We start from the raw sequence: 21160 nt of genomic DNA, 5'->3' as shown, positions 1-21160 counted from the left end.
TAATGCACTCCGCTCCTCTGGGCTGCTCCATTGCAGTCCAGAGGATGCATTAACATCTCCAGGGGCACCTGAAAGGTGACTGAGCGTCTGCAAGCTATCAATACGTGGGAAAGATGGCAGGCGTCGGAAAGCGGTCTTCGTGGCTGAATTTCCCACTGTCGAGGTACTCCTCCCGCGGCAGGTGGAGGTCCGGCCAGTTTGCAGGACGAATACGAACGATCCGTGTGGGCCGAAGCCCTTCTGTGATCAGATCCGTCTCAAACCGGATCTGGATGCCGCTGCTTCCCAGCGGCACCCCGCCAGGCAGCTTCGCAATCTCACGAACGGTGCCTTTCGACGCCAGTTGTGTGGGCCCCGCAGTGCCGCCTTCTGTATGTTTCAGAGTGTTTTCAACTCCATTCACCCACACCGGCCGGCCATTTTCAAATTCGGCGTAGAGCGCGGCGTCCATGCCGCCAAACAGTGTTACAGACACCGTTGCACGACCGAACTTGCCATACTCGACGGCATCCACCCAAGCGGGCATCCAGCGGCTGCGAATGAAAGCCTTGTGTGCCTCCGTCTGCTGATGCGCGGCACGTTGCATGGCGGCGTCATCCAGCCAGATGTCCGAAATGTGGAAGCGGGTGAACACACCGCCCTCCGTCGGCTTCCACGTGATCCCGAGCAAGGCGCCCTGCCCTCCGAGCGATTTCTTCCCGCTGGCAGGCCAGGCTCCCTCGGCGACCATTTCTTCTGGCGTCAGACATTCGCGGCCACGCCAGATGCGGGTGGCGGCGTCAAAGCTCAGCATTTCTTCGTCGTCCTTGTTCTCACCACCTGACTTCGGCTCACAGCTGGCGGTGATCATGCCTTCGTTGTTCTTGAGCACCACCTCCTTCAGCCTCCACACTTTGCTCTCGCGCAGGCAGTGGCTGGGCTCGTCCTCAAGAAGAAGCACATGGTTCTCGGCAGGTGCCACACCAATGCCACGCCGGTGGTTCGCGTCTTTCTCCTTGTTGTTGACCGGCAGCACCGGCACGGCGGAGATTTTTGGATCGGGAGGCAGAAAGGCCCGGACGTGCATCACGGTCCCAAGCGGAATATCCCGCAGATCCGCCGGCGCACCATGATAGCAGATCATGCCATAAGGCAGCATGGCAAAGGGCTGTGGATCATTCCGTCGAAACACCCCGTTTCCCTGCACTCGCAGACTGCCACGGCGGTTCGCATGATCCATAAACACCAGTTCACCCCGGTAGGAGTGCGCTTTTTCCACAGGCGGAAACTTTCCCGCCACAGGTCGAAACGGCTCGTCTGCGGCGAAGGCGCACAGGCTTCCGAGGACGGTGAGCATGAGGACGGCGGCCTTCATCATCAGTACTTGGGAAAGATTGCCGGAGTTGGAAAGCGGTCTTCGTGGCTGAAATTGCCATCTCCCAGGTATTCCTCCCGCGGCACCTGCACCTGCGGCCACGTCGTCGGGCGCACGCGAACGACTCGCGTGGGACGAATGCCTTCGATGACGAGATCCGTCTCAAAACGGACCTGAATGCCGCTGCTGCCCAGCGGAGGCTCTCCTGGTGCCTTCGTGACGTCAAGCACGGTGCCCTTGGAGGCCATGTGTGCAGGGCCGTAACCGCCGCCTGCATGCTTCAAGGTGTTTTCGGCACCGTTCATCAGCACCTGGCCGCCTTTCTGAAAATCGGCGTAAAGGCTCGGGTCCATGCCGCCAAACAACGTCGCAGTCACCGTCGCGCGGCCAAACTTGCCATACTCCACATTGTCCACCCACGCGGGCATCCAGCGGCTGCGGATGAAGGTCTTATGCGTCTCGGTTTGAATTTGGGCCGCTCGCTGCATGGACACATCATCCAGCCAGACGTCCGAGATGTGGAAGCGGGTGAACACACCATCCGGTGTAGGTTTCCAAGTAATGCCAAGCAGCACTGACTGGCCCTCCAGCGATTTCTTTCCTTCCTTGGGCCACGTCCCTTCAGCGATCAAGTCGGCGAGCATGAGGCATTCCTTCCCACGCCAGAAACGCGTGCCTGCATCGAACGTCAGCTTTTCCTCGCTGGCCTTGCCATCGCCACCGGCCTTCGGTTCGAGGCTGGCGATGATCATCCCCTCATTGTTCTTGAGCTCCAGTTCCTTGAGCTTCCAGACCAGCCCCTCGTGCTGGCAATAGCTGGGTTCGTCTTCGAGCAGCAGCACATGGTTCTCAGCCGGTGCGACCCCCGTGCCGCTGTATCCCGCGATCTTGTTCTTGTTATCGACCGGCAGCACCGGCACCGCCGAGATCTTCGGATCAGGCGGCAGAAAGGCGCGCACCCGCATCACCGTGCCAAGTGGCACGTCCCGCAGATCCGCCGGTGCGCCGTGATAACTCACGATGCCATAAGGCAGCATCGCGAAGGGATGCGGCGCATTGCGGAAATAAGTGCCGCCCTCACCCTGCACCCGCAGGCTGCCCCGGCGGTTCGCGTGATCCACAAACACCAGTTCACCCCGATACGTAAGCGCTTTTTCCAAAGCAGGAAATTTCCCCGCCTCAGGCCGAAACGGCTCATCTGCGCTGACACACAAACCCAGAACCAGGAACAAAGAACCAAAAACGAATTTCATCATAGCGCGATCACCCGGTTGCTGTCGCCAAACGTGTCTGTCTCCACGCCCATGCGCTGGGCCATGAGGAGCAGCAGGTTGCTCATGTGCGCGTCGGTGTTCACCGGACGGCTGCAGGTCTGGTAGTGCGCGGTGGTAAGACCGCCGTCAGTTCCGAGAGCGTAGCCTTGGAAACCAGCGGCCTCCAGGTTGAAGTCGAGATGGCTGCCATGCTTCAGGCCGAGATCCGTGCCACCGGCGAACACCAGCGGGAGGTTTGCATTGCCATGACTGTGGCCGTAGGACATGCCGCTGCCGAAGAGAGACATGGTGGAGCCGAGCAAAGACTGACCGCTCAAATCCTTCGTCTCCGCCAACCGGGTGAGGAAATAGCTGTACTGCTCAATGGCAAAGGTGTCGTAGTTGGTGAGCTTCTCCATGTAGCCCATATCACCGCCATGATGACTGAGCTGATGGCGCGACTCCGTGATCCCAATTTCAGGAATGGAAATCGCCTGCCCTTCCCCGCCCAGGCTGAAGGTGGCCACACGCGTCACATCCGTCTGAAACGCCAGCACCATAAGGTCATAGACTGTGCGAAAATAATCACCCGCCTTGGTGTCGGGGATGTCGCGATTGGTGCGTGTACGATCAGCATCTGAAATGACAGGCAGCGGCGTGTCCAGCCATGCATCGGCCCGGCGCGTGCGGATTTCCGCCTCACGCACGGAGGTGAGGTATTGCTCCATGCGCCCTTTGTCCTCGTTGCCCATCTTCTTCTCCATCCGCCGTACTTCCGCGAGGTTGTCATCAAGCACGCTGCCCTTCCGGCGCAGGGCCCGCCGCTGCGCTGCGATGCCGCCCTTCGGCTCTGCGAACATGGACGCAAAGATTTCACTGCAGCGGCGCATGGCCGGCAGCCGCACCCCGTCCGCTGTCCAGGCGAGCGATTCCTGGGTGATCGCGACTTCCAGCGACGGATAGCGCGTGTGCTGCGCGGTGATCTCCGCCATCTTCTGGTCCACCGAGATCGTGTTGCGATCCGAAGGCCCCAGCTTTCCACCCGTCAGCCAAATGTTGATGCAATTGTGGTGATGACTGAGGCTTCCCGGATGATGCAGACCACTGATCGGCGTGATGACATCGCGGTGCTTCTCCAGCGGCTTGAGCGAACGGGAAAACTGATAGTCCTTCCCAGGCTTCGTGATCTGGTAATTAAGCGAATGCACACCGTTTGCCAGATAGATAAAAGCGCTGCGCTTTGGTGTTTCGATCGCCTTCTCGGCAGCGCGAAGCGGGATCATGCACTCCAGAAACGGCAGGGAGATGAAGCTGCCGAATGCCTTGAGAGCGTGGCGGCGGTCGATCAGCCAGGATTGAGATAGATAGTTGCTCATAATATTTGGAGTGGGGCTGTTCAACGTTTGCGCATGAGGTTGGAAAGGGCAACGGCGCGGACAATGTCTTTGACGCCGCCTTGGGACTTTTTCGCTTCCGCCGCGATGGCCTTGAGGTCGTCCTGGTCATCGACGGTGAGCACCCGGCGGAGGCCGTACGTGCAGAGGTGTTCGATGAAGGCTCGGACAAACTTGTCGTGGTCCTCAATCAGGAGGCGTTTGAAATCGTTGGCATCCTTGAAGGGCCGACCGTCGGGCATTTCGCCGCTTGGATTGACGAGCGGGTCCTCACCGGTTCCCGCCGCGACTTTCTCACGCGTGCGCCATTGGCCGATCGCATCGTAGTTGTCCCACGCGATTCCCAAGGGATCGATCTTCGCGTGGCAGGAGGCGCAGTTTGCATTGTCGCGATGAGCTTCCAGTTTTTCGCGGAGGGTGGCCTTCGCGCTCGTTGGCGCATTGGGCTCGATGGCGGGCACATTGGCTGGGGGTGGCGGCGGTGTCCTGCCGAGAATCACCTCACTGAGCCAGACTCCTCGATGCACCGGACGATGGCGCGTTCCGTCCGAAGTCAGACCGAGCGAAGCGCCCATCGTGAGCAGTCCACCGCGATGATCCTCGGGCTTGAGAGAAACGCGCTGAAAACTGCTCTCTTTGGGCTCCGGCAGTCCATAGAAATCGCAGAGCCTGGGATTGGCCATGGTCCAGTCAGAGTCGAGGAAACCGGCCATGGGCAGATTCTTCACCAGCATCTCGCGGAAGAACTCCACCGGCTCCTCCTGCATGCTGGTCTCCAGCCACGCATCGTAGTTCGGATAAAGTTTCTTGTCCGGGGGAAACATGCCCACGCGGTGCAGTTGCAACCACTGCCGGGAGAAATCATCGATGAAGCGGTTGATCCGGCTGTCCTTCAGCATTCGCTCCACCTCATTCTTCAGTCCCTCGTCGTGCAGCTTGCCTTCTTTGGCCGTGGCAAAGAGTGCATCATCTGGCATCGAGCTCCATAAAAAATACGACAGCCGGGTCGCCAGTTCCCAGTCTGTAAGACGTTCGCGGGCAACCGGATCGCCTTCCACCAGATAGAGGAAGTTTCTTGAGGTCAGCACACCCTGCATCGCCACGCGATAGGCATCCGCCATCTTTTCGCCTGCCTCACGTTCAGCACGGCAGGATTGCAGGTACTCCGCCAGTTCCTCCTGTTTGACCGGCCTCCGCCAGGCGCTCTCCGCGAAGCGCTGCAGATGCTCCGCGACCGCCTCGTGTGTCGCGTCATCGGCAGGCACCAGCCCCGCGCGACGGGACTTTTCCGCCTCGGTTTCCAGCGGCCCTTCCCATTCAATCCAATCGAGGAGCACCGTCGAGAAAAGGCCGTTTCCCTTGTCATCAAACATCTGTGGGGCATTCGGGTTCAGCAGCAGTGGCTCGCTGCTGTGAGTGAAAATGTAGCCACCTCGGCTGGAAAGCGCATTGCGGAAGGCCGCGCCGCTGCGGCGGTCCACCACATCGGTGGCCACAATGCAAAAATCCAGCGACGCAGGCATCTCCAGAAACACTTCAAACTCATAAACCTTCGGGCTGTCTTCTGGTGCCGTAAGATCGAACTCGATGAGGCCATCCACCGTCTCTTCACCCGTCCTCTTGCCAATGCTCATGTGCGCAGGCTGGCCGCCGGGAGGACGGATGCCGCTGGCCTGAATGCGCACTTTATACAGCCCGCTGTCCTCCGGCCCAGTCTTGCCAAACCAGTTGGGCGAGAGCGCATTCTGCACTGTGCCCGGGAAGAGCAGGTAACGCAGCGGCCGCTTGATGCCAAACCTGTCCAACGCTGCCTGCTGCTCCTTTCCGCCGTTGTAGCGCAGTTCCACCGCCGACTTGCGCACTTTCCGCGCAGCAACAGACGTGGATGGAAAAGCACGGTCCAGCACCGTACCGGCGGCACGGTAAAAACGATCCACATGCGAGGGGGAAAGCGTCAGTTCAGATCCGATGCGCTCAAATCCATGCCACCGCGTGTCCTCATTCAGCTCTCCTGGCTTCGTCGGATCGTAGCGCACGCCCAGCAGATCATACACCGTGTTTTGGTACTCCTTCCGGCTCAGGCGATAATGCGCCACCGCCGGTCGCGCCGCCATGCGCGCCGCGCGCCCTTCCTTGAGCTTTGCATCGAGGCTCCCGACAAACGCTGCGATCTCCTCCTGCGTCGGCTGCTTCTCTTTCTTCGGCGGCATCTCGCCCGAGTTGACCTGCTCGATCATCTCCGCCCAATGATGCGAGTCCGCACCCAGCTTGAAGTCACGCGAAAGCTGATCAATCCGCAAATCCCCCTTCTCCTTCTTGGGGCCGTGACAGCTGATGCAGTGCTTCTCTAAAAAAGAGTCAAACGGCTCCGCCGCACGAAGACTGAGGCTGGCAATGAAAATGGCTGGAAGGCTGAAAACGAAACGCATCATGGAAGGTGACCATAAAACGCCACCGCCGCGGCCTTTATGCGCGACCCACGAGTTTTCGGGGGTACTTTCCGGCGGCAACGCCCTGATGCCCGCCTCATTTGGACCGATACTTGTTCATCCACCGCTTGGCGCAGTCCGTCTGCTCCCGGGTTTCCAGGCAGCACTTCCGGCGGGCGCGGATCCACTGCACCGGATCGCTGCCTGCGGGAATGAGACCCGCTTTGGCGCACCAGGCCACGATGAACTGCCCCGTCCGTCCGCAGCCCGCGACGCAGTGCACCACCACGGGCTCGCGGGCTGCTTTGTGCTCTTCCATCAGCGTCATGAAGCGCTCCATCTGCTCATCCGTCGGCACCCCGTAGTCCTCCACATGGATGTGGTGGTAGGCAAACTGCGGTGGCACATCCTTGCGGTTGTCAAACTCGCAGCAGTTCACCACCGCCCGGATGCCGTGCTCGTCATACAGATCAAACACATACGGATCCGGCCACCACGACGCAGCGATCACGCCCTCCACAATCCAGGTGAAAGGCTCGGTGCGTTCAGGCTGGCCACGCTCGGGCCAGTACCAGGGACGGATCGGTGAATGCATGTGGTTCGGTTTCTTCGTCAAACTATAGGCGTTGTGAACGAAGCAACACCCGGTTTTGCCATTTTATGTCCAGGCATCCAGAGTGGCCATCCCCCCTCTAAAAACTAGTGAACATGTCATCGCACCTCCAGCCGCACAAAGCGTCGTCCGGCTGATCCGGCAGGAATCGTGGCCTTTACGGTCTGCACGGTCCCACTGTCAGCAACCACACTCTCGATCACGCCAGCTTCGCTCCAATCAAGACCGTTGAGAGTTTCGGTCCATGTCACATGGAAAGTGTAGCCGGCGGTGACGGCGGTCTTCATGCGATTGTAGGTGAGCTCGAAGGCACCGCCGGAGAGCGTCGTTTGAAAGTTGGGTGCCCCGGCCGCAGTCGGATTCATGCCGAGTGCGAACTCCATCATATTAGCGAGGCCGTCGTGATCGGAGTCGGCATCGTCCGCAGCAGCCCCGGTATTGCTGGTAATGCCAAACCATGTCTGACGCCAGGATTCGATGGCACTCAGACTGACCGTTCCTGTGCCGGTGAGAGTGATGTCGAAGGAACTCTCATCCGCGTCGCTGCTGGCGATGTGGATGGCGGCATTCCGAACTCCGGTTGCGCTTGGAGCGAAGGCCACGGTAAAGGTGGTGCTGGTGTTGTCTTCGAGCACTGCGGGCACCGTGCCCAGGGTGAAATCACCGCTGTCCGCACCGTCCTTGATAATGCTGAGGTTCAGCAATGGAATCGTCCCGGCACTGCGAATCGTGAACGTGAGCGTCGCACCCGCACCAGTGGCGACACTGCCGAAATCAATGCTCGTGCTTCCATCGACGAGGTTCGTGTTCACCGGTTGCTCGACGGCGATCTCGGGCGTGAGCGGGTAACTGCCGATGTAATTAGAGCTTGTGGCATAATTGATCAATCCTTCGCCAGTATAGATGATTGTTCCTGCCTCGGTGAAACTGCCGGTGACAAACAACTCGTCGCCTAGCACCGTCATGCCCCATACATCCCAGTCGGGGCCGCCGCCCACCTCTTCCCAGGTGCTGCCGTTCCACTCATGCAGAGGTTCAAGGCTATTCTGGGAACCGGCGAAAAGGAGGCCGTGAGTGTATTTGAGCACAGTCACTCCGCCATCAATGGCCACACCCGTGCCAAGGGCGCTCCAACTGGTGCCGGTCCAGCGCAGCACGTTGTTGGTCGCCGGGACTCCGTTGATGGAGGCGATGGTGCCGCCGACGACGAGATCGTTACCCATGGCGGTCATGCAGTTGATCAGCGGTTTGATGTCAGTGCTATGCGTGGTCCACGCACTGCCGCTCCATTGGAAGACCGTGCTCGTCTGGTTGTCCGCGTCGCTGATGTAGATGAAGGCCGAGGCGTAAAGCTGGCCGTTCACCGCGCACATCGCCTGTATGAAGGAATCACTGTTCAAGGCAAGGCCGTTGCCCGCATCGCTCCACGTCGTGCCGTCCCATTTGGCGATATGATTGATGGGCGTGCCGTTGGCGCTCGAGATGTCACCGTAAATGTAGAGTGCGCCGCCGATGCTCGCCGGATAGCCCGCCAAACTGGCCTCCAGATTTCCCACCGTGACCCAGGTGCTTCCGGTCCATTTTGCAATGGTGCAGGGATAGGGGGGCGCGGGTGTATCGGTGAAGTAACAGGCATAAAGTTCACCATTATGAACAACGAGGCTCCCGCCTGGGATGCCTGGCAGCGCCGACCAGGTGTTGGTGGCCTTGTCGTAGCAGGCCACGTGATTGACCTCCAGAGTGCCTGCATGGGTGAAATCGCCGCTGACGTAGATTTTGCCGTTCAGCTCGACGATGGAATAGCCATCCGCATCCAGGCCTTTGCCGAGACCATCAAGCATCGACTGCCAGGCGGTGCCATCGAAGCGTGCGATGTGGCTCTGCGGCCCCGTGAATCGTCCCACGGCGATCACGCTGCTGCCGCTGGTGATGAGGTGATTCACATAATCATTCACGCTGTCATCGCCCACGGCCGACCAGCTTGTGCCATTCCAACGAGAGATGCGGTTGCCCGCCTGGCTGCTGTTTGCCGCCGTCGTGTAGCGCCCCCCTGCATATAGATTGCCGCCTGCTGCAGCAAGACAGAGCACAAAGCCGTCTGCGCCCGTGAGCGGAAGCGACGCCGATGACCATGCGCTGCCATCCCAGCGCGCGACGCGCGGCGAGGCAACGCCGCCTGCTGTGCTGAAGGAACCGCCGAAGTAAATGTCGCTGCCGAGCTTCGCGATGCTGTTGCCGCTGCCGTTCAGCCCGCTGCCGAGTGCAGACCAGGTGGTGCCGTCCCATTTCGCCGCACGCGAGGCCGAGACACCGCCAATCGTTCCGAAATCGCCCGCGACGTAGATGTCCGTCCCGTCCACCAGAAGTCCATCCACCGTGGCGCTGGCACCCGTGCTGCCGATCACCGACCACGCGCTGCCGTTCCATCGTGCAATCCGGTTCGCGCCTGTCACGCCACCAGCGCCGGTGAAGCTGCCTACCACGATCAAGTCCGTGCCCTGCGCCTCCAGATTGCGCACGCTGGCGTTCACCCCGCTGCCCAGCGCTGACCAAGACACCCCATTCCACTTTGCGATGCGCGAGGCCGTCACTCCGCCCGCGGTGGTGAAAGTGCCCGCAGCATACACATCCGCACCCACAACTGCGAGCGAGGACACACTACCGGTGGATGAGCCGTTCATCATCCCAGTGCCCAAGGCCGAGGCCGCACCCGTGACCTTGTCGATGCGAGCAATGGCGTTGGTGCTCACTCCGCCGATGCGGGTGAACACACCTCCAATATAATAGGCGTCCGCCGATTCCACGACTGCAAGCAGTTCACCATTCACTTCCGGTGCCGCAAAGTTCGGCGACCAGTTTTGCGGGATTTGTGAGAGGGCCGATGAGACCAGGAACAGGTAGGAAAGGGCAAGCAGAGCTATTTTCATGCGATGAGACAAGGAGGTGCAATGCAGGCAGCACCGGTGAAGCGGCCAGGTTACAAATTCATCGCCATTTGGCTCTGGCCGCCTATATTGCCCCTTCTTTCAATCATGCCTTCCCGTGCTCCCTTTCCTGCCACTGCCTGGACTCGGGTGCTTGCTGCGCAAGCAGACACGCCTGAATCACGCGACGCGCTCGAGGAGATTTGCAAAGCCTACTGGCCTGCCATTTACACCTATCTGAGGGCGCTTGGGTGCGCGAGAGAGGAGGCACGCGACTTCACGCAGGACTTCCTGGCGGATTTCATCTCCAGGGGCTATCTCCACAAGGTTGCACGGGAACGCGGGCGGCTGCGCAGCTACATCATGCAGTCCGTGCGCAATCACCTCTCCAATGAGCGACGGGATGCAGCCAGGAAAAAACGCGGTGGTGGACAGACCATCGTGTCGATGGACGAGATGGAGCACTTTGACGTGCCTGCGGCACCGGAGCGTGCGGATTCCTGGTTTGACCGCCGCTGGGCCTGGTCGGTGCTCCGTCGTTCGATGGACCGCATGGCGGCACACTTCGAGGAACGTGGACGTGCCCCGCTGTTCGAGGCGCTGAAGGCTGGACTGGCAAATCCGGAAAAAATGAAACCTTACGCCGAGCTTGGGGCTGCCTTGGGCATGACAGAAGGGCATGTAAAGCTGGAAATACACCGCGCGAGGAAACGCCTCGCCGATGAACTGCGCTCCGAGGTCGCCGCTACTCTGGAAACCGGTGGCGATGTCGAAACAGAGCTGCGCTATCTTCTCTCCGTGCTTGGCGAAACCACATGAGCGCCGCCTGTCCCAACTGCGGCTCATCGCTGGACCCCGCTCTACTTGTGAACGGTCTCTGCCCGGCCTGCGTGGCTCGCAGCATGCGAAACGGCCTGCTCGATCTGCTCGAAGAAGCCTCTCCCTCGGAAAAAGATGCAGTCGCCTTGCAGATCGAAGGATACGAGGTCCGTGAGCTCATCGGCGGAGGTGGCATGGGCGAGGTGTATCGAGCCAGCAGGCTGAGCGATGATCGAATCGTCGCCATCAAGGTGGTCGCAGGCCGTTTGACACGCGATCCGGAAGTCACGGCACGGTTTGAAAATGAAGTCAGCGCCATTTCTCTGCTCAGCCATGAGAATGTCATTTGCGTTTTGGACCAGGGCATCACCGCAGATGGGCGGCACTTTTTCGCCAGCGAGTTCATCGACGGCTGCGACCTCCGTCGATTACTCAAAGCGCAGCGCCTGGAAATAACGAAAGCTTTCGAAATTTACGACAAGGTCTGCGCTGGCATCGCCCATGCGCACGAGCACGGTGTCGTGCATCGTGACATCAAGCCTGCGAACATCCTCGTTGGCAGCGATGGAACAGTCAAAATCGCCGACTTCGGCCTCGCGAAGACGCTCGTGGACGATTCGCGCTGGTATGGCTTCACCCAAACGCGGGACACTTTTGGCACCCCCTACTACATCGCCCCGGAGGTCACACGCCAGGCCGGTGTGGCCGATCAGCGCAGCGATGTCTATGCGCTTGGTGTTCTGCTTTATGAACTGCTCTGCGGTGCGGTGCCAATGGGGCGGTACACACCGCTTTCTCAGCGTATCGGCATCGACAAACGCATCGACAGCATCCTCGCCGAAGCTCTCGCCGATGATCCGCAACGCCGCACAGCCTCCGTCGCTGACCTGGCCGTTCACGTACGAAAAGTCGCCGCCGCTCATGCTTCGCGGAAAAAGCGCTCGAGACTCGTTTTCGCGTTCACGGCCGCTTTGGGTGTGCTGGTGCTCGGCGGAGCTCTCGGCGCATGGTTCGTGCTCTCCCGCCACTTTGAGGCGGTGAAGCCCCTTTTCGCCCAGCCAGTCTCCGCAGCCAAAGAAAAGCCTTGGGAGAACAGCCTCGGCATGAAGTTCGTGCCTTTGCCAAATCAACCACTGCTCGTCAGCATGTATGAAACGCGGCTGCGCGACTACATTGCTTTCAGCAAAGCCGAAAACGCCGTGCTGCCAGAGTGGCGCATCGGCCTCAACAGTCAACGCAAGCAGATGCGCGGCTTTAAAACCGGACGCGAGCAGATGGACCTGCGGAACGAAAAACTCTCCACCTGGGACGCGCCTGGCTTTGCACAGACGCCGGATCATCCCGTCACCGGCATCGACCTTGTCGAAGCGCGTCTATTCTGCGCATGGCTCACGTGGAAGGAGCGCCAGGAGGGTCGCCTCAACACTCAGCAGGCCTATCGCCTGCCCCGCGAGGCTGAGTGGAATTTCATCGCCACCTTCGATACAACGAACTGGCAGCGCGAAGACGCCACCGCGCAGGCCAACTTCGCTGGCATCGAGGTCGCCGACCTCGATGACTGGCCTTCTGACACGCCGCGTTTTGACCGGCGCGATCCCTTCCCACGCACCGCGCCCGTTGGCAGCTTCAAACCAAACTCGCTCGGCCTTTACGACCTGTTCGGCAACGTCGCTGAATGGGTGGACACACCGGCACCTGACAGCGTCGGCGAAGGCAGCCTCGTGCTTTACGGCCTTCGGGGTGGGTCGTGGGCCACCGGCCAGGCTCGCCAGGCCAGGCCCGACTTTCATTTGGGCGCCCGTCCTGGCCGCGCCCAAGCGAACTACGGCTTTCGCGTCGTCCTCGATCTCTCCATGAAGCCCGCGACGACAAAGAAGTAAGATTCTGCAAGAGCCGATTGGTTTCGGCTCCTTTTTTGAAGGTCAAGCCGAGCATTCAACACCAATGAGCGAATTAGAAACAGGAGTGACAAAGCCAGCCTTTACGAGCCGGCTAATGGAAAACGGCCTGCCCCGCGCAATTGTGACCGACAAGATGAAATACGTTGCGTTACGATACTCGCCCGAGAGGCAGGCCGAGATCGAGAAAGCCGACCACACCGGGACCTATCCGCCGCTGACGACGGACAAGAAGAAGATCATCACCGGGTTCAGGGAAACATTCCCACCCGAGCTGATGAAGCTCGTGAGCAACTCGCTGCGCTGGCACAAGCTGGGCACGGGAGTCTTGAGGGACCTCACAGATTTCCCCTTCATGTTCGACGCAGCCTCCTGCGCCGACACCGAAGCCGGTGTCACCCTAACAATAACGCAAGATCGCGAAGTAATGCGTCCATCCAATCAGCACACTTCACAATTCTTATCATGACGAGACATCTCCTCGCCCCCCGGTTTTTGCCTCCCTCACGGTCTCCGCATCGGCCGCACAGCTGGTTATCAAATATTCCGACGGCCCAGGAAAGAGCAAGCACATCGTCTTTCCCGCGGGATATTACCAGCATCGTCAATCTTTGGAGCAACCAATCATTTCGACCTCAATGAAACCACTGTTTCTCATCCTCACCTGTCTTTTGACACTCGCCATCCGACAACCGTCCATCGCGGCGAACGCGCACCCGAACGTCGTCTTTATCATCATCGACAACGTGGACTTCGTTCACATGGGCAAGTGCTACGGCGGCACCAGCCTCACACCGCACATGGACCGCATCGCAGAGCGTGGAGTGAAGTTCACCCGTGCCTATGCCGTGACGCCGCTGTGCATACCCAGCCGCTACACCTGTCTCAGTGGGCGTTACGCATCACGTGCGCACGAAGCGGCCGCTGATGACGCCGCGGCCGATGACGACGAGGGCGGCAGCCACATCACGCTGGAGGCCGACCTGCCCAACGTGCCGAATGTGCTGCGCCAGGCCGGCTACCGCACCGGCTTCGTCGGCAAGTATCATCTTGAGGCGGAAAATTACGACCGCTTCCCCGGCAAAGACGGCGATGTTTTCAATCCTGAGACGGATGCGTGGCTGAAGAAACGGAGTGCGTGGCTGACGGAGCGCATCAAACAGCGGGGCTTTGATTTCGTCGCGGCGCCGATTGATTTCCGCAAATCACAGCTCAAGGGCGTCGAACTCTCCGGCACGAACTACGGTCACAACATGGAAGTGGAGGTGAAGGGCGCGCTGGATTTCATAGATGAGAGCAAGGAGAAGCCGTTCTATCTCTATCTCTCCACACATCTGCTGCACCTGCCCGTCAAACCGCAGCTCCTGCTCGAAGACTACTCAAAGTATGGCCGCGTGACCGAGGGCGGGCTGCTGCCCGAAGCACCAAAGGTGCCGATACCCTCACGCAAGGAAATCTACAACACAGCCAAAGCCGCCGGTGCGGAAACGGCACAGCAGTTCGGCATGCACTGGCTCGACTGCGGCATCGGAGCGGTGGTAAACCGCCTTGAAGAACTCAAACTGCTCGACAACACCCTTGTTGTCGTCTTTTCCGACAACAACCAGCGCGGCAAGGAAACCCTCTACGAGGGCGGCACACGCGTTCCGTTGCTGATGATGTGGCCGCAGCGTTTCAAGGCGGGCTCCGTCTGTGATCGAATCGTGGCGAACACCGACTTCGCACCGACGATTTTCGAAGTCTGTGGCATCACACCACCCCAAGGCATGAAATTGGATGGCCGGAGCATCCTGCCCGTGCTCGCCGACGACAAAGCGCCATGGCGCGACGCGCTGCTGCTGGAAAACGGACACACAAAGGCCGTCGTGACCGATCAGTGGAAATTCGTGGCTCTTCGCTACCCGCCCGACGTGCAAGCAAAGATCGACGAAGTGGATCGCACTGGGAATTTCCCTCACATGAGCCCGAAGGCGGAGCAGTTCTTCGAGAAGTTCAAGGAGACGCTCACGCCTGAGCAATGGAAGTTCGCCCGCAACTCGTGGCGCTGGCACACGCAGGGCAACAACTACATGAAGTCCATCGACGACTTCGCCTTTCAGTTCGACGCCGATCAGTTGTTCGAATTGGGCGGCGGACTCGCTCCGCAGGACACCAAGAACGTCGCATCCGACCCCGCCAATGCCGCCGTGCTCGCGGACATGAAGGCAAAGCTCAAACAGCAGCTCGCACCGCTCGAACAGCCCTTTGGCGAGTTCGGCACGCCCTATCCGCCACCACAGCCACCGAAGCCGCTGTCACCCAGAGAGCTGCGCAAACAACAGCGGAAAATGGCGAAGTAAGCCGTCCATCACATCTGCAGGCTTCACGATTCTTTTCATGACGAAACGTCTCCTCGCCACCTTCCTGGTCCTCTCATCCCTCGTGGTCTGCGCGCCGGCCACCTCTGAGGCCGCGAAGGCGACCTGACCGGACATGAACGCCGCCTCCGCCGCGCACGCTTTCATCGACGAGCCTGCCACGACGACCAAACAGCGGGCGCAAGCAGCCGCCCCGCCAGCGAAGGGCGAACGCATCGTGCTTCTCGGCAACGGCCTGGCCGCGCTCGATGTCGATTACAGCCGCATCGAGACCGAACTCGCGCTGCGTTATCCCGCACGAGAACTATTCCTCCGCAACATGGGCCGAGTCGGCGACACGCCTGGTTTCCGCCCGCATCCGGCACGCAAGTCGCAGTGGGCTTTCCCGGGCGCAGAGAATTTCAAATCCGACAAACTGGTGCATCGCAGCGGTGCGGCGGCGTGGGACAAGTCACTGCTGCCTGGAGCCGAGTGGACTGGGTGCGCGCCTGGGGAGCCGGACGTTCGCCGGAACGTGATGCTCCTCGCCCCCCCCAAATGCCGAATCCTAAGTCTGTAGAGCGCTTCTCCGGAACTAGGTTGGGGCAAGATCGGCAGTTCTTCCGACACGCGCGAATCTTGATTTACGCTTTGAATGTTTAGCAACGATCCATCCCATGAAAACCGCCACCTTCCTCGCTGTCGCGCTCTAGGCGCTTCCACCGAAACTGCGTGCCGCTGATTCCGCGCCCACCAGACCCAACATCCTTTATCTCCTCGCCGATGATCTCGGATTCGCAGACACAGGATTCCAAGGTTGCCAGGATGTGCTAACGCCGAATCTAGATTCAATCGCGCAGAAGGGCGTGCGTTTTACTAACGGCTATGTCTCCGCACCGGTGTGCAGCCCCAGCCGCGCGGGATTGCTGACGGGACGCTATCAGACGCGCTTCGGTCATGAGTTCAATCATCCGCTGGCCGACCGTTCGTCCTTCGGGCTGCCGGTCGATCAAAAGACCTCGGCCAATTGGTTCAAAGATGCCGGCTATGCGACCGCGCACATTGGCAAATGGCATCTCGGCAATCCGACATTGCCGAAATTCGCACCCAACGCACGCGGCTTCGATCTCGACCTGATTCATCCTGGTCAGAACAAACTTCCGCCTCTGATCGTCTTCCGAAACGGCACGCGCGAGATGGCCAACGACTCCTATGTGGACTTGGCGATGGGCCGCGAAGCCGCCGACTACATCAACGAGCACAAGACCTCGCCGTGGTATCTCTATTTGGCCTATCTCACTCCGCATGCGCCGCTGCAGACACCTCCCGATTCCGAGAAACTCTTCACCGGAATCGCCGATGCCAAACGCCGGAAGAACGCGGCGATGATTTCTCTGCTCGATGAAAGCGTGGGCCGCGTCCTCAAAGCACTGCGTGATTCCGGATAGGAGGAGCGCACGCTCATCATCTTCCACAGCGACAACGGCGCCCCCTTCGGCAGCGGGTCCAACAACACACCCCTGAGCGGTTACAAGAGCACCCTGCGTGAAGGCGGCATCCGAATGCCCTTCGCGATGCAATGGAAAGGCACGCTGCCTGCCGGACGCGTGGAGGATACGGTGATCATCTCGCTCGACATTCTCCCCACTGCATTGGCCGCAGCGAACATCAGCATTCCCGCCGATGCGAAGCTCGATGGCGTAAACCTGCTGCCCCATCTCACCGGCAAAGCCGACTCACTTCAGCGCACCCTTTTCTGGCGCTACGGCGACCAATACGCCATCCGTCAGGGCGACTGGAAACTGGTCAAGACCATGGAGCAGATTTCGAAGCCACCGGTTTACACCACAGGCCTCTACAATCTCGCCAGCGATCTCGCCGAAAAACACGACCTCTCCGCCGAACACCCCGACAAAGTCAAAGCCCTCCAAAAACTGTGGGACGAATGGAACACCCAAAACAAACGCCCGCTCTGGGGCGGCGAAACCGAAGATGACACGCCGGCGGCGAGCACCGCGAAACCGAAATTCCAATAGGGTAGAGGCATAACCTCTTCACCCTGGATCTTTGTCCCACGATTCAATCGATGCTCAAAGCGCTCACGAGAAAAAGGTATCCTCATGCGAATACGGGGGTGCGCAGCAGCAGAGAAAGCGGAGCGTCTGGCTGGCGGTGATCTGGTGCCATGCGCCGGGTGGGATGAGGATGGCGTCACCGGGGGTTACTGGGCGGGTCTCACCATCGATCTCCATGGCCCCCTGCCCTTCGAGGATGAAATAGAACTCCTCGCTGAGCTTGTGGTAGTGGCGTTCAGTCGGGCGACCTACCGGCACCACGGCTTCGGCCAGGCTCTGGTTTTGCACGGGCGCATTGGTGCGGTCCAGGATGCTGCGGATGGTGCTGCCGTCCTTGGTGGTGAATGGATTCTGCTCGGAAAGCTGGTTGATGGTCATGCGTGGACTGTGTTACTGCTGCGGCCTATGATGGCGAATGGATTTTCTGTCGAAAACTGCCGTGCGGTGATCACTGGCGCGTCCTCCGGCCTGGGAGCTGAGTTTGCGCGCCAGCTGGCACCGCAGGCCGAGCTGCTGGTGCTGGTGGCACGAAGGGGCGAGGCTCTGGAGTCCGTGAAGACGGAGCTCTCCGCCAATAAAGCCCGCATTCTCTGCTGTGTGGCGGACTTGGCCACCGATGGAGGCCGCGCTGCCGTGTGCTCCTTTCTCTCCGCCAATGGCGTGAACCCCAACCTGCTCATCAACAACGCCGGCTTGGGAGACTACGGCAGCTTTGCCAGTTCCTCGGCAGACAAAACTCGCACACAGATCGAGCTGAACGTCACCGCGCTGACGATGCTGACACATGCGCTGCTGCCGCGCATGGAGGCACCTGCAGGCATTGTGAACGTCAGTTCGCTGGCCAGCACGCTGCCGATGCCCGACCTCGCGGTGTACGCTGCGTCAAAGGCCTATGTCACGAGTTTTTCGGAAGCACTGTCGATCGAACTGGCGCCAAAGCGCATCACCGTGAGCTGTGTGTGTCCCGGGCCCACTCCGACCAATTTCAGCAAGTCAGCCAAGCGGGCCGATGGCACCGACACCAACCGCGAAGGGCAGGGCCTGCTCCGCATTCCGCCTGAGCAGGTGGTGCACGAGGCGCTCTCGGCGCTGCAGCATGGGCGCCCTTGTGTGTTTCCCGGCTTCGGTGTTTCGATTGCTGGCCGGTTGTTTCGCATGGTGCCGCGCAGAATGCTGCGCTGGCTGCTCAAGCGGCGTGCTGCCAAGGAATGATCGTTGCGCAGAGGGTGCCTTGCGTTGTACACTGCTGAGTGCGTTGCCCTGCCTGTCGAGCCCCTTCCATCGAGACTGACGCTGCCTGCCGGCAGTGTGGTTTTTCCCTTGAGCTGGCGGACCGCACCTTTGGGATTGCGCCGTCACTGCAAGGTCCCATTGCAGACACCGCTGGCGTGTTGGGGGCGTTTGCACAGAGACGCGCGGTGCATGTGATCGAGGAAGTGGAGCGTCGCTTTCCACAGCTCAGCATCGCAGTTGTGTTGATGGACGTGCCCCACCAGGCACCGCTGCTGCCCTATGCCTTCTGGCTTTTCAACCGCGGAAGTTTGTCGAGCGCCGTGGAAAAGGGCGGCGCAAACCACCTCGTGATGCTGCTTGTGGACACCAGCACCGACCAGGCGATCACCATGGTCGGTTACGGGCTGGAACCCTTCCTGCAGGAAGTTCACCTTCAATCCTGCCTGCAGGCCGCGGAGCAGCCGCTGCGGCGCAGGCGCTTTGCTCAAGCCATCGAATCCTTTGCACGAGAGCTGGACCGGCAGCTCGTGGAGATGTGCCGCCTGGTTCCCAAACAATTTGGTTTGGTGCCGGAATCCCAGTGGCTGAATGCCTGCGCGACAGGAGAAGATGCTTTAGGAATGGCGGAAAACCTGTATTGATAGTGCCATGCTGACGCGTCGTCATTTGTTACATTTGGGCTTGCTGGGCGGTGGCTCGGCACTGCTGCGAGCCGCAGAGTATTTGCCGCAGGCGGTGACCTTTAAAGGCGTGGAAAAATTTCAGCAGATCGTGGCCCGCGCTGTAGCGGAAAACTGGGCGGCGCTGCCCATGGGAGCACGCGTGGCGCAGTTTGGTCAGGCCCTGCGCGGCATCAAGTACGTCGGCTGGACGCTTGAGATCGATGATCGCGTTGAGTCCCCTTCCGTGAATCTGATGGGACTGGACTGCTGGACGTTTTTCGAGGTATCGCTGGGGCTGGCGCGTATGATCGGCAGGCGCCAGAGCGCCTATGGGCCGTCCGATCTGCTGCGTGAGATCGAGGAGACACGCTATCGTGGCGGTGTCTGCCGCGGTGGCTATCTCGATCGCATTCACTACCTGGACGAATGGTACACGGACAACGCGGCACGTGGGAACATTCGCAATGTGACGCGTGATGTGGGGCCTGTTGTGCGGCTGACGGGACGCAGCAATGATGAGATGTCACTGAATCCGAAGCTGTATCGCTACCTGCGCGCCGATCCTAGCCTAGTCCCGGCGATGCGTCAGATCGAATCCCGTCTCGAACGTGTCCCTTTTGATTTCATCCCCAAAGATCAGGTGGCGGCCAGTGAACCCCGGATCCAGAGCGGCGACATCATCGGCATCGTGACAAACCGCCCCCACGTGTTCTGCTCCCACGTAGGCCTCGCCCTAAGGACCACCGACGGCACCTGCCATTTTATGCATGCCTCAGCGACCTACAAAAAGGTGGTCGTGGACAAGACCATCCATGAGTACCTTTATTCAGTGAAGAGCCACGCAGGAATCATCGTGGGAAGACCGCGGTGAGCGCCTTGTTAGGTATTGATGGGTTGATCTCCGCCAAGCCTTCGGAGAAAGACACGCCTGGTGCCATCAATACGGAAAAGGGTCAATGGTCTTCCGGCTAACTAAGTTCAAATGCCCACAGGGGGAGCAGTCTGCGTCCCTCCCTTACTTATCAAAGAAGTTCGCTTCCTCGCGATCGCCGACTTTGAGGTAGCGGTAGAAGACCTCGAGCTGGAGGGTGCAGAGGCACTGGCGGTAGATTTCGTCAGCGGCGTCACCGGCGGGCCAGTTGGGGCGGCCACGTTTGAAGGAGCCATCAGGCTGCTGGGCGGAGAGGATCTGCGGCAGGAACTGCTGATTGTAGAACTTCCAGTCATCTCCACCCTGCTGGAAGAAGGCCTGTGTGTAATAGTACCAGCAGTAGAGGTTGCAGTTCTTGTTCCAGTCCAGCGGCTCGGCGGTGATGAAGTCGCGCAGGAAACCGATGCCTTTTTTGATCGGGGTGGTTTTGCCTTTGGCCATGGTTTGCAGTCCAAGGATACCAACGCCGGAGAGACTCCACTGATTGTAATGGGCGTCACGATTGGCGACGCCAAAGCCACCGTCCTTCGTCTGCTTGTCTTCGAGGTACTTGGTCATCTTGGTGATGGCCGTGTGAAGTCCATCGATTTTGAGACCGGTATTTTTGGCCGCTTTCAGGGCCTGGAACTGCCAGCCAGCGACGGAAAGATCTTCACGGCTCTTCTTGCCGGCATAGAACCCGGTTTCGGTGTCGTAAACCCAGCTGCCGCTGTCCTGCTGATTGTCGATGATGATCTTCACGCCCTGCTCAAAGGCCTCGCGCATGCCGGGGAGGCTCTTGCTGCCCAGACGGGCCAGGGTGTACATTTCACCGAGCGCATAGGTGGCAATGCCGTGCTCATAGACGGGCGCGTTTCCTTTTTCAGCCTGGCTGAAAAGCTTGTTCTTGTTCTTCTTTTGTGCTTCCAAAAGGAACATGATGCCCTTGGTGACGTTGTCGCCATAGAAGGGGGACTCGGGAGTCTCACAACGGCCAAGATAGCAAAGGAGGGCCAGACCGGTGAAGGCGCACTTGCTGTTGCGCCCCCAGGATCCATCGGGATTCTGCTTGGTCTTCAGCCATTCGAGAGAAGCGGAGACCGCAGCCTCGCACTCAGGTGAGCCGCCATTTTGACGCAGCTTTTCCAAGCGCTCCTGAGTGGAGCAGCGGCTGCGCATGGACGGTGGCAGGGTCACGAAGCCGTTGGCTGCGCCCATGCCCATGCCTTTGCCAAAGCCGCCACCGGCACCACCGGTGCC

At 59.9% G+C, this 21160-nt stretch carries 16 protein-coding genes and 1 pseudogene; 9 read left to right on the top strand and 8 right to left on the bottom strand.

The genetic code is table 11. The features are described 5' to 3' along the window. Positions 1-97: 97 nt before the first annotated feature. From ACILSR_RS29370 to ACILSR_RS29345, 6 genes are all read right to left on the bottom strand, one after another. On the bottom strand, positions 98-1357 hold the full coding sequence (locus ACILSR_RS29370; RefSeq protein WP_395753389.1) for a hypothetical protein: 1260 nt from the start codon (positions 1355-1357) through the stop codon (positions 98-100). Beyond that, a complete protein-coding gene (locus ACILSR_RS29365) occupies positions 1357-2610 on the bottom strand; it encodes a hypothetical protein (protein ID WP_395753388.1) in 1254 nt (417 codons plus the stop codon). Before ACILSR_RS29365 ends, ACILSR_RS29370 begins: the two co-directional genes overlap by 1 nt. Continuing rightward, the gene (locus ACILSR_RS29360) at positions 2607-3983 is read right to left on the bottom strand and encodes a DUF1552 domain-containing protein (RefSeq protein WP_395753387.1); all 1377 of its coding nucleotides are present in this window, start codon (positions 3981-3983) and stop codon (positions 2607-2609) included. Before ACILSR_RS29360 ends, ACILSR_RS29365 begins: the two co-directional genes overlap by 4 nt. Positions 3984-4003: 20 nt before the next feature. Beyond that, positions 4004-6433, bottom strand: a complete 2430-nt coding sequence (locus ACILSR_RS29355) for a DUF1592 domain-containing protein (protein WP_395753386.1) — start codon at positions 6431-6433, stop codon at positions 4004-4006. A gap of 94 nt (positions 6434-6527) precedes the next feature. Further along, the gene (locus tag ACILSR_RS29350; RefSeq protein ID WP_395753385.1) at positions 6528-7025 is read right to left on the bottom strand and encodes a fused DSP-PTPase phosphatase/NAD kinase-like protein; all 498 of its coding nucleotides are present in this window, start codon (positions 7023-7025) and stop codon (positions 6528-6530) included. A gap of 116 nt (positions 7026-7141) precedes the next feature. After that, the gene (locus ACILSR_RS29345; protein WP_395753384.1) at positions 7142-9970 is read right to left on the bottom strand and encodes a choice-of-anchor D domain-containing protein; all 2829 of its coding nucleotides are present in this window, start codon (positions 9968-9970) and stop codon (positions 7142-7144) included. Between the two features lie 105 nt (positions 9971-10075). Here ACILSR_RS29345 and ACILSR_RS29340 point away from each other — a divergent pair, with 105 nt between their 5' ends. The 6 genes and pseudogenes from ACILSR_RS29340 (at position 10076) to ACILSR_RS29315 (ending at position 17056) form a co-directional block, all read left to right on the top strand. Continuing rightward, complete coding sequence (locus ACILSR_RS29340) at positions 10076-10786, top strand: RNA polymerase sigma factor (RefSeq protein ID WP_395753383.1); 711 nt, start codon at positions 10076-10078, stop codon at positions 10784-10786. Continuing rightward, positions 10783-12666 carry a bifunctional serine/threonine-protein kinase/formylglycine-generating enzyme family protein gene (locus ACILSR_RS29335; RefSeq protein WP_395753382.1) on the top strand — a complete coding sequence of 628 codons (1884 nt, stop codon included), beginning with the start codon at positions 10783-10785 and terminating at the stop codon, positions 12664-12666. The genes ACILSR_RS29340 and ACILSR_RS29335 overlap by 4 nt, the downstream gene beginning before the upstream one ends. Positions 12667-12730: 64 nt before the next feature. Further along, positions 12731-13153, top strand: a complete 423-nt coding sequence (locus ACILSR_RS29330) for a hypothetical protein (protein ID WP_395753381.1) — start codon at positions 12731-12733, stop codon at positions 13151-13153. Positions 13154-13322: 169 nt separating this feature from the next. Further along, complete coding sequence (locus ACILSR_RS29325) at positions 13323-15023, top strand: sulfatase (RefSeq protein WP_395753380.1); 1701 nt, start codon at positions 13323-13325, stop codon at positions 15021-15023. Positions 15024-15156: 133 nt separating this feature from the next. Continuing rightward, positions 15157-15600, top strand: coding sequence for a hypothetical protein (locus ACILSR_RS29320; RefSeq protein WP_395753379.1), 444 nt, complete (start codon positions 15157-15159; stop codon positions 15598-15600). A 148-nt stretch (positions 15601-15748) separates the two neighbouring features. Continuing rightward, positions 15749-17056: pseudogene (locus tag ACILSR_RS29315) on the top strand (sulfatase). 63 nt (positions 17057-17119) lie between these two features. Here the strand turns inward: ACILSR_RS29315 and ACILSR_RS29310 are convergent. Then, the gene (locus tag ACILSR_RS29310; protein WP_395753378.1) at positions 17120-17473 is read right to left on the bottom strand and encodes a cupin domain-containing protein; all 354 of its coding nucleotides are present in this window, start codon (positions 17471-17473) and stop codon (positions 17120-17122) included. A gap of 27 nt (positions 17474-17500) precedes the next feature. On the opposite strand from ACILSR_RS29310, the gene ACILSR_RS29305 reads away from it, so the two are divergent. Genes ACILSR_RS29305 through ACILSR_RS29295 form a run of 3 tightly spaced genes read left to right on the top strand, consistent with a single transcriptional unit; the run spans position 17501 to position 19861 of the window. Continuing rightward, positions 17501-18307 carry an SDR family NAD(P)-dependent oxidoreductase gene (locus ACILSR_RS29305; RefSeq protein ID WP_395753377.1) on the top strand — a complete coding sequence of 269 codons (807 nt, stop codon included), beginning with the start codon at positions 17501-17503 and terminating at the stop codon, positions 18305-18307. A gap of 38 nt (positions 18308-18345) precedes the next feature. After that, positions 18346-18969, top strand: coding sequence for a TPM domain-containing protein (locus ACILSR_RS29300; protein ID WP_395753376.1), 624 nt, complete (start codon positions 18346-18348; stop codon positions 18967-18969). Between the two features lie 7 nt (positions 18970-18976). Next, positions 18977-19861, top strand: a complete 885-nt coding sequence (locus ACILSR_RS29295; RefSeq protein WP_395753375.1) for an N-acetylmuramoyl-L-alanine amidase-like domain-containing protein — start codon at positions 18977-18979, stop codon at positions 19859-19861. 144 nt (positions 19862-20005) lie between these two features. Here the strand turns inward: ACILSR_RS29295 and ACILSR_RS29290 are convergent. Further along, positions 20006-21160, bottom strand: a 1155-nt coding sequence (locus ACILSR_RS29290; RefSeq protein ID WP_395753374.1) for a prenyltransferase/squalene oxidase repeat-containing protein, incomplete at its 5' end; no start/stop codon positions are given.

The sequence above is a fragment of the Prosthecobacter sp. genome, from assembly GCF_044222565.1.
Classification (GTDB): domain Bacteria; phylum Verrucomicrobiota; class Verrucomicrobiia; order Verrucomicrobiales; family Verrucomicrobiaceae; genus Prosthecobacter.
Note: the sequence above shows the minus strand (reverse complement) of the source record. Positions and strands in the feature narration are given on the sequence as shown.